The sequence below is a fragment of the Paenibacillus luteus genome (assembly GCF_006542765.1).
GTDB lineage: Bacteria > Bacillota > Bacilli > Paenibacillales > Paenibacillaceae > Pristimantibacillus > Pristimantibacillus luteus.
Genome location: NZ_SKCD01000004.1, coordinates 47,523 through 62,138, shown reverse-complemented (window position 1 = coordinate 62,138; position 14,616 = coordinate 47,523). Strand labels below are relative to the sequence as shown.

Here is a 14,616-nt window from a genome sequence, read left to right as displayed (position 1 = left end):
TTATGTTCAAGAAGCAAAATCTTATTGTTACATTGGCAAGTCTAACGGCAGCCGTTATTGCGGCATTTGTAGGCAGGTTCATTGTAAGCTTCATGATGCAGGTTCCTCCGTACGCCGATATATTTATTTGGCTAATCAATAACGTTGGATCGATTCCGATTATGGTTGTGGCAGGCATTGTTTGTTTCGCGATTTGCTATGTACAGCTTGTGAAGTTAAGAGCGGAGGCTAACGGGCAAACGGTAAGCAATAAGGTGTTCCGTACAATTCGCTGGACGTTCATGGTCGCTTTGTTCAAAAGTCTTGGACTTATGGCTGCTATATTGATCATTGGCCATTTGCTCGCGTATTACTTTATTCAGGAAACAACCTATAATGAGCCGCTCCGCTGGATCATCCAGAACATTGGCTCAACGCCTGTTATGGCCATATTCGGCTGCGTCGTTTTTTTAGCTCTGTTTTTTTGGACAAGCCGAAATATGATTTCTTACTTGAAGGAGATCAGCTTCGGGCTTAGGCAGCTTTCCTCCGGCAAGCTCGATTATGTCATTCCGGTTAAATCAGCAGACGAGCTTGGCGAGATCGCTGAGAGCATTAACGTCTTAAGCGAGCAGTTCAACAAGCTTCTGGAGGACGAGAGAAATGCAGAAAAAACAAAAAATGACCTGATTACCGGCGTCTCCCATGATTTGCGGACACCGCTCACTTCCATATTAGGATTTCTTGAGCTGATAGAGAAGGATGGCTATCAAGATGAAGTAGAGCTTCGTTATTTTGTTAACATTGCCTATGAGAAATCGCTTCGGTTGAAGCGGCTGATTGATGATCTGTTCGACTACACGAAGCTTAATAACGGAATGCCGCTGGATTTAACGAAAATTGATCTTGTGGATTTTATGGGACAGCTGGCTGAAGAATTTGTTCCTAGTTTGGAGAAGGCGGGAATGAGCTGCCGCATACTCACCGCGGAGAACACCCTGATGATCATGGCAGATGGAGATTTGCTCGTTCGCGCTTTTGGCAATTTGATCGCCAATGCCATACAGTACGGCTATGCAGGGAAATTTGTTGAAGTGCGGATTGATCGGAAGCAGGACGAGGCGGTTGTTCAAATTGCTAATTACGGACAGCAAATTCCAGCGCAGGACCTGCCTTTTATCTTTGACCGCTTCTATCGCGTAGATCGCTCGCGTACAGCAGAATCGGGAGGAACGGGCCTGGGGCTTGCAATCACGAAAAGCATTATGGAAGCCCAAAACGGGCGCATTACGGCTAGAAGCTCAGCCAAGGAAACCGTGTTTGAAACAAGTTTCCCGCTAACCCGCGATTAACTTAAGCATTCGTTAAGCTTATCTTAAGCGTTAGCGAGCATGCCTGGTAAGATCCATCCTCTACACTATCCTTTAAAGGGATAATGGAGGGGACAAAACATGGATCGAACGAAGCAAACCATGATTGCAACAATCGTCGCTGTCGCAATGATGATGGGCTGGCTGCTGGCTGGTTGTACCAAAGAAGGGGGGACGACGGGTGCCCAACTTTTTTTGGACGGTGCAAAGATAAACGAAGAGATGCCCATTCATATGAATAATGGCAGGCTGATGGTGTCGGAGAACTATATTGAAACCGTGTTTAACAAGCAGGTAGACTGGCTTGTGAAAAAGCCGGAAGATGGAACCGCTTACTACTCCAACCAAGTAGCTGTGCTGATGTACCATGATATGGAGCCAAATCCGAAGAGCGATGGAATTATTGCGGTAGATCGCTTTGAACGCCAAATGCAGCTGTTGAAGGATAATGAATTCCAAGTAATCAGTATGGAGCAATATACAAGCTTTATGCTTGAAGATGCGACAGTGCCAAATAACGCCGTATTAATTACATTCGATGATGGCTACGAAAGCTTTTATACCTATGCCTATCCCATTCTGAAGAAATTCGGCTATCCGGCAGTTAACTTTGTAATCGTATCCTCAATTGACAACCGCAAGGTGCCAGGAACGCCGAAGCTCAGCTGGGAACAGATGAGAGAGATGAAGGCGGCGGGGATGAGTTTCCGCAATCATACCTATGCTCAGCATCGCTACGGGGCTGTTAATAAAGAAGGTGATGAATCTCCGGTCACGGTTCGTATGCTATATAACAAAGAGAAGGATATGCTGGAAACGAATGAAGAGTACAGCAAACGAATAGCCGAAGATTTGCAGAAGTCTGAAGAGAGATTACGTACGGAGCTTGGCAATACACAGAGTGCGCTCGCATTTCCGTATGGGGTTTTTAATGACGCCCTCATACAATTGACGAATGCGGCGGGCATTGCGATTACGTTCAGTACAAGAGAAGGCAAAAATTCAAAGTTTCACCGCAACGGCTACCGCGTTAATGGAGCTCAAAAAGGTGAGACGGAGGATGAGCTGATGGAGAGAATGAAGCATCTTGGCGGCGATGGCAATCAAGCAGAGTTGTTGTTTATCGATGGTCATGAGGCCATGGGGATTAGCTATGTTAATGAGCCTCTTGGACAAGGGAAAATGATAGGTTTGCGTGATTTTTGCGAGTTTGCTGGCTGGAGCCTCCATTGGAACAACGCCAAAAAACAAGTTCAAATCAAGACGCAGCAAGGAGCCTGAGCCGCTTGGCCATTCTCGGATTTTCGACAAAACTAGTGCTTTCCATACATTTACAATAAGTAAAGTCTCCTGTACAATAAGTAGAGTTTGTCAGTAATGATGCCCTACTATATGAGATTATAAGGAGACGAACGGATGAGAAAATTCACAGTGAGACCAAGTAAATTAATGATACTTCTATTGGCTTTTACGCTCGTATTTGTGGCTGGCTGTCAAGCCATTTCCAACCTTGATTTTAATACGGTGCTTAAGAATGCTATGAAAGTAACATCAAGTGAGAGCAAACAATCCGTAGAGCTTAAGCTGCTGCTGGATGAATCACTTTACGAGGGTATTCCAGAAGAGGAACTGGCACTAATGAAGCTGGTATCGAATCTGAAGCTGCAGCTAGATAATATAAAGGCGCAAGACAGCTCTCATGTTTCCCTTGATGGAAGCTTGATTCTTGGCAATGCGGCAAGCATTAAATTTAATTTGAAAATGTCAGATACACTGGCTGTTCTAGAGCTTGAGGGTGCGAAGCAGCCTTTCACGCTTGATCTGACGAGCGAGGGCTTACTGGGATTAGCAGGCCTCTCGGATTTTGAGGACCTCCCTGTAGATGATTCAACTGAAGCTGCTCCAGCACTGGATGAAGCAGCCTTAACCGCTTTGGGCCACCAACTGTTGGATACAGTAGGTTCGTTTGTTATTGATAATCTGCCTAATCCGGAGCGAATTGAGGTAAAGCCTGTTAATGAACCGATTAATGGCACTTCGACATCCATGATGCATGTTCATTTCGACCTGAATGGTCCTGAGCTTTGGACATGGGTGAAGAAATATGTTGATGCATTAGTCGCTGACCGTGCAGGATTGGATAAAATGGTAGCAGGCGTGTTTGAAATCCTGAAGACGAACCCGGATATTTGGAACGCTGCTGGAACGATCAATCCGTTTGAAGAAGGCGGACTGGACACCCAATCTCCTGAAGAGATTTTGAAGGAAACGACAGACGGTCTTGCGATGCTTCTTACTGAGCTGCAAGGGGAGCTTCAACTGATGGAGGAAGAAGACCAAGAAACGCTGGATGAAATATTTACGAAGGATCTGACTGTTAAAGCGGATGTTTACGTGGACAATAAGCTTGATATCCGTAAACAATCATTTGAAGTTTCTTATGTACCATCTGGTGAACTGGAGTATGACGTTATTCCATTTAAAGGTCTGAGCATCAAGCTCGAGAGCGAATCGTGGAACGTAAATGGGACGGTTAAAGCCGATGCTCCTGTTGCTTCTAAATCGGATCTTTCGGTCGAGAAGCTAATGGATATGCAAGGCTACCAAATTTTAAAACATTTTGATGACAAATCTGTTGCTTATGATTTGTTGAAAAATAAGCTGCACATTAACAAACAAAATATTACTTGGTATTCTTATGAGTATTACAATCCGGTCATCGTAACTGCAAATCATATTACGCTTGTTCCGCTTCGCGACACGGTTGAGCAGCTTGGTGGGAAGCTCACTTATGATGCCAAAACAAAAAACTTGAAAATCGTTGACGAAGCGACGAACACAACGATAACGATCAAGAATGGAAGCGACACGGCTGTCGTCAATGGCAAAACCGTGAAATGGTCCTTCCCTGCAACCGTGATTGATGGTGTAACGTATGTTCCGGCAAGAAATCTGGCGACAGCTCTTAAAGCAAAGATTGGCTGGACTGATCTTAGCGATGACATGAGAATTTTTACGCTTGATCGGGAAGTCTAAGAACAGCTAGGACGCGCGTGAAGTATTTAAAATGTTTGTTAGGGGTGCGAAATGAAAAAATTAGTAACGGATGCCGAGTTTCGCGAAGTGGTCGCTAGCGAAGGGCTAACGATTGCCGTATTTAAAACGACCTGGTGCAAGGATTGTCACTTTATTGATCCATTTATGCCGGATCTGGAGCGGCAATATGAAGGCAAAGTCCAATTCGTTGAACTTGATCGCGATGATTTGCCGGATTTATGCTCAGAGTTGAACATATTGGGAATTCCAAGCTTCATTGCTTTCCGCAGCAGTCAGGAACTGGTTCGATTCGTAAATAAGCTGCGTAAATCACGTGAGGAAATAGAGGAGTTTGTTGAACGGGCCATACAAGTCAGCGAAGCGCTGACCCATAAGTAAACGATAGTCCGCGCAGCAGGGAGAGCTTTCCCTGTGCGCGGGCTTTCCTTTTTTGCTATGTTTCTACTCGGAAGTGTCACATTTTCAACATGGCTTTTGCCTTTTTTTATGGCTATAATTGAACTGTTATTAAAACATGAAATAAGGTGATTTTATTATGGTAACCGGGCGTTTTCGCGCGTTAGCTATCGCTGCGTGCATCGGAATGCTTCTTGTACTGCTCGGCGGTGCACTAGTCACGAATACAGATTCAGGCCGCGGCTGCGGTGATGATTGGCCGTTGTGCCACGGGAAATTTATACCTGCTTATACGATTGAATCTCTGATTGAATATTCCCATCGTCTGATTACGGGCTTTGAAGGACTGCTTGTACTTGCGACGGTCATTGCGGCATATCTGAAGTACAGAAAGAATCAATCGGGATTTAGAGAACCTTTGTTCTATGCGGGTGGAGCGCTGCTGTTTACGATTATTCAAGCGCTAATGGGGGCTGCGGCCGTTATGTGGCCGCAATCGCCGCCAGTTATGGCTATTCATTTCGGCATATCCCTAATTGCATTTGCTGCTACGTTACTGCTTGTCATTTGGACGTTTAGAGCCAAGCATGGGCCGCCGGCTGTTTTCCAAGTACCAAGATCGATTTTCCCCCGTGTGCTGCTTACAGCCCTTTTCTGTTATGTTGTTGTTTATTTGGGGGCATTTATCCGGCATACGGAGTCAGGTGGCGGATGCGTTGGCTGGCCGCTTTGCAATGGAGAGATTGTTCCGGAAATTACCGGGGCTACCGGAGCGGTCTTCATTCACCGCGTGGCAGCCTTGCTGCTGGCTATCAGCTTGGCAGGCTTGTATATTCATATTCGCAAAGTGAGCGCTGGGGGATCTGGCTTGACGAAGGTTTCGGCATGGACGCTTGGTCTTGTTGTAACCCAAATTTTCAGCGGTGCGCTTCTTACCATAACGATCACAAATACGAATTGGTTTTTGTTTACGAATCTTTTGCACAATTTAATTGTTACGGGGTTGTTCGGCATATTAATGGATCTATTGATTCGTTCATGGCGTTTAAGGGAAGGGCGCCGCTAAGCTTGCGGTAACATCTTTTTTGACAGAAGGGACTGCTCACCGATGCTGCGTTTCCTGTTCAATGAACCTCAAAGAGAAGCGGAAGGAACACTTGCTGAGACGTTTAAATTAATGGATCAGTTCGTCACAATATTGTCCAGCAAGATGAAGGACGGCGGTGATCGTGTCCAGCAGCTGCGTAAATATGAAATTTGGACATTGGGGCTGCGTTCATCACTAGATGAGCTTGAGCAAAGCCATTACGTCGCACTTCGCTTTCAGCATAACATCAAATCCTCCTCCTTGAAACAAATGACAGAAGAGGAAAGAATTCAGTATAATCGTTATATCTACTTTGATAAAAACGCTTTTATTCGCGTCTTTTCATTATTGGACAAGCTCGGGACATTGCTGAACGAGCTGCTCGATATGCGGACCGAGCGAATCAAATCCCATTTCTCTTATTTTACCGTTTTGCGTAACATGCGGGAGAAGAAGGCACATCCGGAGCTGACCTGGAAGTTGAACGATGTGAAGGAAAAATACAAGGAATCCATGACCAGGCTGCGCAAGCGCAGGAATACCGAGATTCATTACATGAACTCGGAAATGCAGGATGATCTGATTCAAAGCAACCGAATGTACGGTGAAGAAATCAAGCTGGAGAATGTAGCAGAGCAATCCGCTGATTTGACACAAGGGCTGTATCTGGCAATGGAGTCGCTGCTGCTCACGTTCCAATACGCATGCAAAATCATGCGGACCAAGCAACCATAATCCCGGGGGAGGGAACTCATGGGACTGAAGGGCAAAACAGCATTAGTTACAGGCAGTGCAAAGGGGCTAGGGAAACGAACGGCGCTTCAGCTCGCCGAGCAAGGCTGCAATGTTGTCATTAACTACTATGAGAGCGAGCTTGAGGCTAGACAAGTGCAGGCTCAAATTGAGCAGCTTGGCGTGAAAGCTATTACCGTGCAGGCAGATATTGCTACGACTGATGGTGCAGCGAAGCTTGCGAATGCAGCAGAGAGCTGGGCTGGAGGCGTCGATATTCTCGTTAATAATGCGGGGCCGTTCGTGCGAAAGAGGCGGCTGTTCAGTGAATATGACGAAGAAACGATCATTCGCCTGCTGCATGGCAATTTATTAGGCGTTATGCTGCTGGATCATCGGCTGCTGCCAGGCATGCGCGAGCGCAAATGGGGGCGCATTGTCCATTTTGGCTTTGGGCATGCAGGCGAAGCAAGGGCTTGGCCGCATCGTGCCGTTTACGCGGCGGCAAAGACGGGACTTGTTTCCTTTACCAAGTCATTAGCAGTGGAAGAGGCGCCGCATGGCATAACGGTCAATCTGATTGGGCCTGGTGATATTCGAGGTGTGAACAAGGAACGTTCCATTGCCGAGGTTGAAGAAGAGTACGACAAGGAATCCCCAATCGGCCGGCCAGGAGCAGGTGAGGATGTAGCTCGGGTTGTCCTGTTTCTCTGCGCCATGCAATCAAATTTTCTAACGGGTAATGTCATTGATGTCACAGGCGGCTTCGATCCCATTGTGGCTAATATTAAAGGCATGTTCTAACAGGCATGACTGAGGGATAACAGGCAAACAAAAAAAAGAGTCTTATCGTTAAGCAGGGAGAAAGCTCCTTTGCGCGATAAGACTCTTCATCATTTCATTATGCCAAACTAGGCATAATTCGTGCTTATAGGTTTAGAATACTTGAACGACTTCGATTACTCCTTCAACTTCCTCAAGAAGGGCACGTTCGATACCCGCTTTAAGCGTGATCGTCGAACTTGGGCAGCTTCCGCATGCACCCATTAGACGAAGCTTGATGATGCCGCCCTCGACATCAACCAATTCAACGTCGCCGCCGTCGCGCTGCAAAAACGGACGAAGCTTATCGAGTACGTCCAAAACCTCATCGTACATTGTGTCTTGTACTTGTTCACTCATTGCAATCATCTCCTTTCTCCCCTATTATAGTACAAAGTGAAGCAATTGAAAATGGATAGTAACTAAGTAAAGTTAGGTGAAGCTTGATGTTTAAACCAATGATCGAATTTTGTGCCAGCAATATGCATCATGGAACGGACCGTATCATGAATTTATTCGAACAAAATGATGAATACGAAGTGACCGAATATGGCTGCTTGGGCAACTGCGGCGAATGTTATCTGAATCCATTTGCCTTGGTTGATGGCGAGATCGTTTCTGCCGAAACGGTAGACGAGCTGCATGACAACATTTTAAAAGCAATCGTCCAGCAGCAAGCGGACAAAGAAGCACTCGACAAGCTGCTGGATGATCTATAGCATTCCTTTAACCAAGGTGGCGCTTGGACCGCCAGAGGATGCCGCTTTTAACTAGACGCGGAACGCGTCCCATAATGGCGGTGCCGCCCATTAAACCAAAGCCGCTCTTCTTGCCGAGCGAGCCGAGCACGCCTTTAAGCTTAATTTTGCCGAGTCGAGGCGTTTTATCATGCCAAATCGCCTGCAGCACTTCGGCAATTTGCTTGCCTTGCGCGCCAGCGGCTTGACCGCTCGGAGACAGCGGAAGCGCTGCACAGTCGCCAACGATAAACACGTCGGTATGGTCCGGCAGCTGGTGATATTCATTAATGATTAGTCTTCCCTGATTGTCCTTCGGCAAGTCCATTCGCTGCACAAGCGGCACAGGCTGGATACCTGCCGTCCATACGGTTACGTCCGTATAGATCGGGGATGTTGAATTGCCATCATACAAAATTCCATTTTCTACTCGCGTAAGGCCTACATTACCCCGCATTTCCACCTGATGCTCCTCAAACCATTCCGCAACAAAGCTTTGCAGCTTGCTAGGGAACGCTGACAGCACCTTAGGGCCGCGATCAAGTATACGGATATTCAAGTCAGGCCGACTCTCTCGCAGCTCAGCAGCAACCTCTACGCCGCTTAGACCGCCGCCGACAATCGAAACTTGTCCATAGGGCTTAACATCATTCAACTGAGCATAGGTTTGTCTAGCTGCCGAGAAGGTCTGAATGCTTGTCGAATATTCTTCCGCGCCTTCGATGCCATGATACTTATCCGTGCAGCCAAGACCGATAACTAGCCATTCGTATTCAATGGGGTCCTGGTCCTGCATATGAACGAGCTTTAATTCCATATCAACGTCAGTAACCTCGCCATAAGCGAGGCTTATTCTTGGGTCAACCGGGAATTTTACCCGCAGCTCCAAATCGGAGACTGTTCCAGCGGCAAGCGCGTAATATTCTGTCTTCAAGCCTTGAAACGGCATCCGATCAATTAATACAATGGAGACATCAATCGGCAATTGTTTCTCCAGCAATTCATTTGCGATGGCGAGTCCGCCATAGCCTCCGCCCAATATGATCAATTTTCTCATATGATTTCCAACTCCACGCCTCTTGATGATAACTCTATTTTGTGTCTTCGCGCTGATGATTACTCATTTAGTAAACTTTAATTTCGTTGTAAAACGTATCACGTTCTACCGGGATACGCCCAGCGCCTTTAATTAACCAGATCAAATCCTCACGTGTAATACCCTCCGGAGTCAAAGCACCGGCTGCATGGCTTATTTTTTCCTTAACGATTGTTCCATGAGCATCCGACGCGCCCATTGTCAAAGCAACTTGGGTCAGCTGTACGCCAATGTTGATGAAATACGCTTTAATATGCTGGAAGTTATCAAGCATCAAACGGCTGATCGCAATCGTTTTTAAATCCTCGAATGCGGAGTTGCGGCGCCTGATGCCGGCACGCGGATTAATTGGCTGCATTGAAAGCGGAATAAAGACAAGAAACCCGTTCGTTTCATCCTGAAGCTCGCGGATATGCATCAAATGGCGGATCCGGTCTTCTTTGGTTTCAATGGAGCCGTAGAGCATCGTCGTATGCGTGCGCAAGCCAAGCTGATGCGCGGTGCGGTGTACCTCTAAGTACTGGGTAACGTCTGCTTTGTCTACGCGCATTTTTTTGCGGTAATGATCGGATAAGATTTCGGCACCGCCGCCAGTAAGCGATTGAAGGCCAGCTTTCATAAGCTCCTGCAGCACCTCTTTGTACGAAAGGCCGCTGATGCGGGAGAAAAAGTCGATTTCTGCAGCGGTGTAAGCTTTTAGGGTTACTTCTGGGAACCGTTCCTTCAAGGCTTTCAAGGAATCTACGTAATATTGGAATGGAACGTTCGTGTTGTGGCCGCCTACGATATGAAACTCACGAACACCAGGGTGGAAATGCTTCTCGACGTATTCAATCATCTCTGGGCCGCTTAGTGTATACGCGCCTTCGTCGCCTTCATCTTTGCGGAAGTTGCAAAAGGCGCAGTGCGCTTCGCAAACGTTCGTAAAGTAAAGACTCATATTTTCAATAAAATAAACCTTTTTGCCGTTTTTGCGAATCGCAACCTCATTAGCTAGTTGCCCAATGGTGAGCAAATCATCGGATTCATATAAGTAAATGCCATCCTCTAATGATAAACGCTGTCCATGACGCACTTTTTCAATAATGTGCTGCATTTTTGTATCCTCTGTCGGTATAACGACGTTCATGGTTTAGCACCTCAATTTCTTAAGATTGTGAAAAAAAGAACTTTCTTTTCCGATTAAAGAAGCTGTAACTATTATAAACCTCATACGTAGCAGGGGCAATATCCTCTACCTAAAATTTAAATGTAAATCATAAAATGAAACGGAAAATAATTATTTATCAGGAATTTATGAATAGTTAGTACTACTTTTATTAGGCTGTCTTTATATAAGAAGTGGGATCCGAATCGAAAGCTCAATTTCAAGCGAGCACGGTTGTATATTGGGCCAACCAACATGAGAAAAAGAAGACCATAGAGGCTTTGCCTGCCATCATAAAATATCTAAAGAAGCAAGATTTAAAGTTCGTCATATTTGGTTAGAGCCCTCATATTGGGTGAATTCGCAATAAAATGAACAGTGCTCAGCAACTTGCCGATTGATACCGCATTAACATTCCGTTATACTGTAAATAAGTAAGTGAGTTGAATAAGCTCTGAACTAGATGGATAACGGAGGGATGTAGCATGATCACAATTAGTGATACAGCATCTGATAAAATAAAAGAAATGCTTGCAGAAGAAGGCGGTCCTGAGCTTTTCCTGCGGATTGGCGTAAAGGAAGGCGGCTGCAGCGGTTTCTCCTATGGGATGGGCTTTGATGACGAGCAGCAAGTTGGCGACAAAGCGCTTGATATGGAAGGCCTTAAGGTTGTCGTTGATGAGGACAGCATTAAATATTTGAATGGGCTTGTTATAGATTTCAAGGAATCTGCGATGGGTGGCGGGTTTACGATCGAAAATCCGAATGCGAGCGCAACATGCGGCTGCGGATCATCGTTCCGAACAGCTAGCGACGCAGGGAAGCCGGCTGCTGCCGGCGAGTGTTAATAACGGGCGTTCAGAGGTATCTTCCGAAATGCGTATGAGCAACATATGCATTCCGGAAGTTTTTTTTGTTCGAATATAAGCCTATATACGTTTTCGAGCTTTGCTTCTATGAATCGATCATCTTGGAGGATAATGGCACATGGAGTTTATACGTGATTATAGACATTTTATTGAGGTTGGATGCCCTTCGTGCGGTCGCAAGCATACCGTTCAAAAAGGGCGGTACAACATATCCCCTCAGGGATATGAGTTTCACGCGGTTCTCAACTGTCCCTGCGGTCAATCTGCGAGTACAGCTGGCAAAGGAAAGCGGACGTGGGCATTCAAATCGGAAAATAATGAATTTATGAAAAGAAACAAGGCGACAAGCATTAAAATTATGCTCGTGATCGGCTTCACCATCCTTTTTATCGCAAGTGAAATGTTCTATATGTTCCATACTCAGGAGGAAGAGAAGAAAAGCGCTGAGCATGAGGTGAAGACGGAGGCGTCCAGTCATTTGTCTGTTCTGAATTTGTACAAGCTGTAAAAAAATGAGGAACGCATGTATAGCTCGCTTAAATTATGTGCATATTAGTATTGACGGTGTGAAGAGAGGTGTGGTTCCGTTGGACCAATTGGTGCTAGGGCTACAAGAGGAGCTTATTTAATCACTTAGCTTTTATGAAAGCGAGGGGTTGTGTCGCAGAATACTTCTGAACACACACGCTGCGCGCTAACCATTAAAACGGATAGCAATCGAGCGGTGCCCGAGTAATCTTAATGATGTGAAGTGTTAGATGCAAAGAAACTCATTCGATCAAACACCGTCAAAGAAGGAGCCTGTAAAAGGGCTCCTTTTTCTATGTCTGCCTAAGTTAAAACAGCGCTATCTGATCTCAAGGAGCCTGACTCAGGAAATATTTCTGTGTTCACCGCTTTAATTCAGGGAATTCCCTGACATACAAAGCCATTACATAGCTTTATAATGAAAATCAACGATGGCTTGTAATCCGGGAGGAGGAACGGAAATGGAGACAAGGGAAGCGAATATTACTGCCTGCATTGAGCGCTTGAAGCGGGATACAGGGAGTGATTTTGTGGTACTCGGCTCACTTGATGCAGGTAAACGAAAGCTGCGTTGGTCTAACGCTAGTGGAAGCATGAGCAAGCGGACGCTGCTTGTGGAGCAAAAGCCTACCGCAGGCTTATCCGGAACGGCCATACGATCTGCTCGGCTGGCTAGCACAGGCACGGCATTGTCGGATGCAGAACGTTTTAAGCTAGGAGAGCCGATTCTTCTTGCTGAGCAGTTGCGGATCGCGGCCAGCATACCAATCGTGAAGCAGCGGGACGTTTGCGGCGTATTGTTAATGGGCAGGCGCTCGGAGGAAGCCTACCTGTCAGTTGAGCTTGAGGAAGCTGGCCGCATCGCTAAAGAGATGGCGGCTATTTTGCTGCAGGAACGGATTTTTTGACGGAAACTAAAGCTGCATAGCGCAATGTGAGCTATAATAGTGTGATAATGATAAAAGTTGGAATTTTAGGGAGCAAGACGCATTCCGGCGGAGGGAGAAGGAAATGATTAAGCTGATGATTTGCGATGACCACGCGATGGTCCGCTCCGGGCTCGCGATGCTGCTGCACGGCAAGCATGATATTGAAGTGGTGGGGGAAGCATCCGAAGGTGATGAAGCGATTCAGTTGGCGCAGCAGCTTTTGCCCGATGTAGTTTTGATGGATTTGAGCATGCCGCACGGCAAGGATGGGATGACGGCAACGACTGAGCTGAAAAAATTGCTTCCAGATACTGCTGTACTCATTCTGACGATGCATGATGATGATGAATATTTGTTCCGTGCGATCCATATCGGAGCTTCAGGATATATATTGAAAAACGCACCGCATGATGAGTTGATTTCAGCCATTCAATCGGTTGCGCAAGGCAATGCCTATCTGTATCCAACGGCGACAAAGCGGTTGATGAGCGAGTACCTTGTGAAGCTAAAGCAGGGCGGCGAGGATAGTGGACCGTACGAGACGCTTTCAGAGCGCGAGAAGGAGATTTTAGGCTGGATTGCCAAGGGTTATTCCAATAAGGAAATTGCAGAGAATCTGATTATAAGCGTCAAGACGGTGGAAACGCATAAAAGCCATCTGATGGATAAGCTGGGGCTTCGTACGCGCCCGGAGCTCATCAAGTTCGCGCTGAAGAAAGGACTGCTGCAATTTGATTAAGCATAACGGCGAGAAATACCGGCAAATTATTGGCTCGGATGTCGAGTACCTGCTGTCTGTTCTTGAGGGCGAAATTGATGACAAGTCTATGTTGGCGCAAGTGAATCAATCGCTCAAGCAGCTTGCGGACGTGAAGTTTGCTTTGGACGAATCTTCAATCGTAGCGGTTACGGACCGTAAGGGGAAAATCGAATACGTGAATGATAAGTTTTGCGAGATTTCCAAATATGAACGCCATGAGCTGATCGGACAGGACCACCGCATCATTAATTCAGGATTTCATGGCAGTGATTTTTTCCGCAAGCTCTGGAATGTGATTTCAATTGGCGAGGTATGGCGTGGAGAAATCAAAAACCGGGCGAAGGACGGAAGCTTTTATTGGGTAAGCACAACGATCGTTCCTTTTCTGGACGAAGAGGGCAAGCCTTATCAATATTTGGCTATTCGCAGTGAAGTGACCCAGCGCAAGCTGGCGGAGCAGAAGCTGAAGGAAATGATGGTCAAGGTGATTGAGATTCAAGAGGATGAGAGGAAACGGATTTCGCGCGAGCTGCATGACGGAATCGGCCAAAGCTTATTCACATTGCTGATTCAACTGGACCGTTTGATCGGCGAGCATAATCAAATAACGGAGCTAAGCGAGCTGCGCGGGGATGTATCCGGCATCATGGAGGATATACGGGGATTGGCATGGGAGCTTCGCCCATCAGTGCTGGATGATCTTGGTGTTGGGCCGGCAATTAGAACCTACGTGGACAATTATTCACAGCACTTTGGCATCCAACTGAAGCTGGAGAACCAATTGAAGAGCAGGCTTGGAATTATGAAAGAAACGGCTATTTACCGCGTCATTCAAGAGGCGCTGACGAATATCGCAAAATATGCAGAGGTTGCGGAAGCTGAGGTGACGCTGAAGGAGCATCTGGATGAGGTTGAGGTCTTTGTTATTGACCGCGGCCAAGGCTTTAACACGGAGCGGATCGGACGCGGCGTTGGTTTGTTCAGCATGGAGGAGAGGGCGCGCAGCGTTGGCGGGCACTTGGAGCTTGTATCCGAGCCGGGGCAGGGCACAACGGTGCGGTTTGTGGTGCCTAAAGACCAGCAGACATAACGACATCAGGAGGAGGC

The 14,616-nt window shown here is 46.6% G+C and carries 16 protein-coding genes; 13 read left to right on the top strand and 3 right to left on the bottom strand.

Annotation, left to right across the window (positions count from 1 at the left end; all coding sequences use genetic code 11):
• Positions 1-2: 2 nt before the first annotated feature.
• The 7 genes from E0496_RS02945 to E0496_RS02915 all read left to right on the top strand — a co-directional run bounded on the left by E0496_RS02945 (position 3) and on the right by E0496_RS02915 (position 7,425).
• On the top strand, positions 3-1,331 hold the full coding sequence (locus E0496_RS02945) for an ATP-binding protein (RefSeq protein ID WP_241674536.1): 1,329 nt from the start codon (positions 3-5) through the stop codon (positions 1,329-1,331).
• 99 nt (positions 1,332-1,430) lie between these two features.
• Entirely contained in the window at positions 1,431-2,630 is a 1,200-nt protein-coding gene (locus E0496_RS02940) for a polysaccharide deacetylase family protein (RefSeq protein ID WP_141500144.1), read from the top strand.
• Between the two features lie 135 nt (positions 2,631-2,765).
• A complete protein-coding gene (locus tag E0496_RS02935; RefSeq protein WP_141500143.1) occupies positions 2,766-4,385 on the top strand; it encodes a copper amine oxidase N-terminal domain-containing protein in 1,620 nt (539 codons plus the stop codon).
• A 51-nt stretch (positions 4,386-4,436) separates the two neighbouring features.
• Complete coding sequence (locus tag E0496_RS02930) at positions 4,437-4,784, top strand: thioredoxin family protein (RefSeq protein ID WP_141500142.1); 348 nt, start codon at positions 4,437-4,439, stop codon at positions 4,782-4,784.
• A gap of 157 nt (positions 4,785-4,941) precedes the next feature.
• Complete coding sequence (locus tag E0496_RS02925) at positions 4,942-5,868, top strand: COX15/CtaA family protein (protein WP_141500140.1); 927 nt, start codon at positions 4,942-4,944, stop codon at positions 5,866-5,868.
• 42 nt (positions 5,869-5,910) lie between these two features.
• A complete protein-coding gene (locus E0496_RS02920; protein ID WP_141500138.1) occupies positions 5,911-6,624 on the top strand; it encodes a Cthe_2314 family HEPN domain-containing protein in 714 nt (237 codons plus the stop codon).
• Between the two features lie 18 nt (positions 6,625-6,642).
• A complete protein-coding gene (locus E0496_RS02915) occupies positions 6,643-7,425 on the top strand; it encodes an SDR family oxidoreductase (protein ID WP_175597998.1) in 783 nt (260 codons plus the stop codon).
• Between the two features lie 132 nt (positions 7,426-7,557).
• Here the strand turns inward: E0496_RS02915 and E0496_RS02910 are convergent, their stop codons facing one another.
• Entirely contained in the window at positions 7,558-7,803 is a 246-nt protein-coding gene (locus E0496_RS02910) for a NifU family protein (protein WP_054026871.1), read from the bottom strand.
• Positions 7,804-7,889: 86 nt separating this feature from the next.
• Between E0496_RS02910 and E0496_RS02905 the strand changes: the two genes are divergently transcribed.
• A complete protein-coding gene (locus E0496_RS02905; RefSeq protein WP_141500137.1) occupies positions 7,890-8,162 on the top strand; it encodes a YuzB family protein in 273 nt (90 codons plus the stop codon).
• A 7-nt stretch (positions 8,163-8,169) separates the two neighbouring features.
• On the opposite strand, the gene E0496_RS02900 is transcribed toward E0496_RS02905, so the two are convergent.
• A complete protein-coding gene (locus E0496_RS02900) occupies positions 8,170-9,237 on the bottom strand; it encodes an NAD(P)/FAD-dependent oxidoreductase (protein WP_141500136.1) in 1,068 nt (355 codons plus the stop codon).
• Positions 9,238-9,304: 67 nt separating this feature from the next.
• The gene (mqnE, locus tag E0496_RS02895) at positions 9,305-10,405 is read right to left on the bottom strand and encodes an aminofutalosine synthase MqnE (RefSeq protein WP_141500135.1); all 1,101 of its coding nucleotides are present in this window, start codon (positions 10,403-10,405) and stop codon (positions 9,305-9,307) included.
• A 503-nt stretch (positions 10,406-10,908) separates the two neighbouring features.
• On the opposite strand from mqnE, the gene E0496_RS02890 reads away from it, so the two are divergent.
• The 5 genes from E0496_RS02890 to E0496_RS02870 all read left to right on the top strand — a co-directional run bounded on the left by E0496_RS02890 (position 10,909) and on the right by E0496_RS02870 (position 14,599).
• Positions 10,909-11,271, top strand: coding sequence for a HesB/IscA family protein (locus E0496_RS02890; RefSeq protein WP_141500134.1), 363 nt, complete (start codon positions 10,909-10,911; stop codon positions 11,269-11,271).
• A gap of 139 nt (positions 11,272-11,410) precedes the next feature.
• Positions 11,411-11,800, top strand: coding sequence for a hypothetical protein (locus E0496_RS02885; protein WP_141500132.1), 390 nt, complete (start codon positions 11,411-11,413; stop codon positions 11,798-11,800).
• A 481-nt stretch (positions 11,801-12,281) separates the two neighbouring features.
• Positions 12,282-12,728 (top strand): GAF domain-containing protein, encoded by a 447-nt coding sequence (locus E0496_RS02880; protein WP_141500130.1) that lies wholly within the window; start codon positions 12,282-12,284, stop codon positions 12,726-12,728.
• 103 nt (positions 12,729-12,831) lie between these two features.
• Entirely contained in the window at positions 12,832-13,488 is a 657-nt protein-coding gene (locus tag E0496_RS02875) for a response regulator transcription factor (protein WP_141500128.1), read from the top strand.
• Positions 13,489-13,576: 88 nt separating this feature from the next.
• Positions 13,577-14,599: a PAS domain-containing sensor histidine kinase gene (locus E0496_RS02870; RefSeq protein WP_175598001.1), complete on the top strand. Its 1,023-nt coding sequence runs from the start codon at positions 13,577-13,579 to the stop codon at positions 14,597-14,599.
• Positions 14,600-14,616 lie beyond the last annotated feature (17 nt).

Coding starts and splice junctions, on each gene's coding strand:
- E0496_RS02945 (WP_241674536.1), top strand. CDS start 3: ATGTTCAAGAAGCAAAATCTTATTGTTACATTGGCAAGTCTAACGGCA.
- E0496_RS02940 (WP_141500144.1), top strand. CDS start 1,431: ATGGATCGAACGAAGCAAACCATGATTGCAACAATCGTCGCTGTCGCA.
- E0496_RS02935 (WP_141500143.1), top strand. CDS start 2,766: ATGAGAAAATTCACAGTGAGACCAAGTAAATTAATGATACTTCTATTG.
- E0496_RS02930 (WP_141500142.1), top strand. CDS start 4,437: ATGAAAAAATTAGTAACGGATGCCGAGTTTCGCGAAGTGGTCGCTAGC.
- E0496_RS02925 (WP_141500140.1), top strand. CDS start 4,942: ATGGTAACCGGGCGTTTTCGCGCGTTAGCTATCGCTGCGTGCATCGGA.
- E0496_RS02920 (WP_141500138.1), top strand. CDS start 5,911: ATGCTGCGTTTCCTGTTCAATGAACCTCAAAGAGAAGCGGAAGGAACA.
- E0496_RS02915 (WP_175597998.1), top strand. CDS start 6,643: ATGGGACTGAAGGGCAAAACAGCATTAGTTACAGGCAGTGCAAAGGGG.
- E0496_RS02910 (WP_054026871.1), bottom strand. CDS start 7,803: ATGAGTGAACAAGTACAAGACACAATGTACGATGAGGTTTTGGACGTA.
- E0496_RS02905 (WP_141500137.1), top strand. CDS start 7,890: ATGTTTAAACCAATGATCGAATTTTGTGCCAGCAATATGCATCATGGA.
- E0496_RS02900 (WP_141500136.1), bottom strand. CDS start 9,237: ATGAGAAAATTGATCATATTGGGCGGAGGCTATGGCGGACTCGCCATC.
- mqnE (WP_141500135.1), bottom strand. CDS start 10,405: ATGAACGTCGTTATACCGACAGAGGATACAAAAATGCAGCACATTATT.
- E0496_RS02890 (WP_141500134.1), top strand. CDS start 10,909: ATGATCACAATTAGTGATACAGCATCTGATAAAATAAAAGAAATGCTT.
- E0496_RS02885 (WP_141500132.1), top strand. CDS start 11,411: ATGGAGTTTATACGTGATTATAGACATTTTATTGAGGTTGGATGCCCT.
- E0496_RS02880 (WP_141500130.1), top strand. CDS start 12,282: ATGGAGACAAGGGAAGCGAATATTACTGCCTGCATTGAGCGCTTGAAG.
- E0496_RS02875 (WP_141500128.1), top strand. CDS start 12,832: ATGATTAAGCTGATGATTTGCGATGACCACGCGATGGTCCGCTCCGGG.
- E0496_RS02870 (WP_175598001.1), top strand. CDS start 13,577: ATGTTGGCGCAAGTGAATCAATCGCTCAAGCAGCTTGCGGACGTGAAG.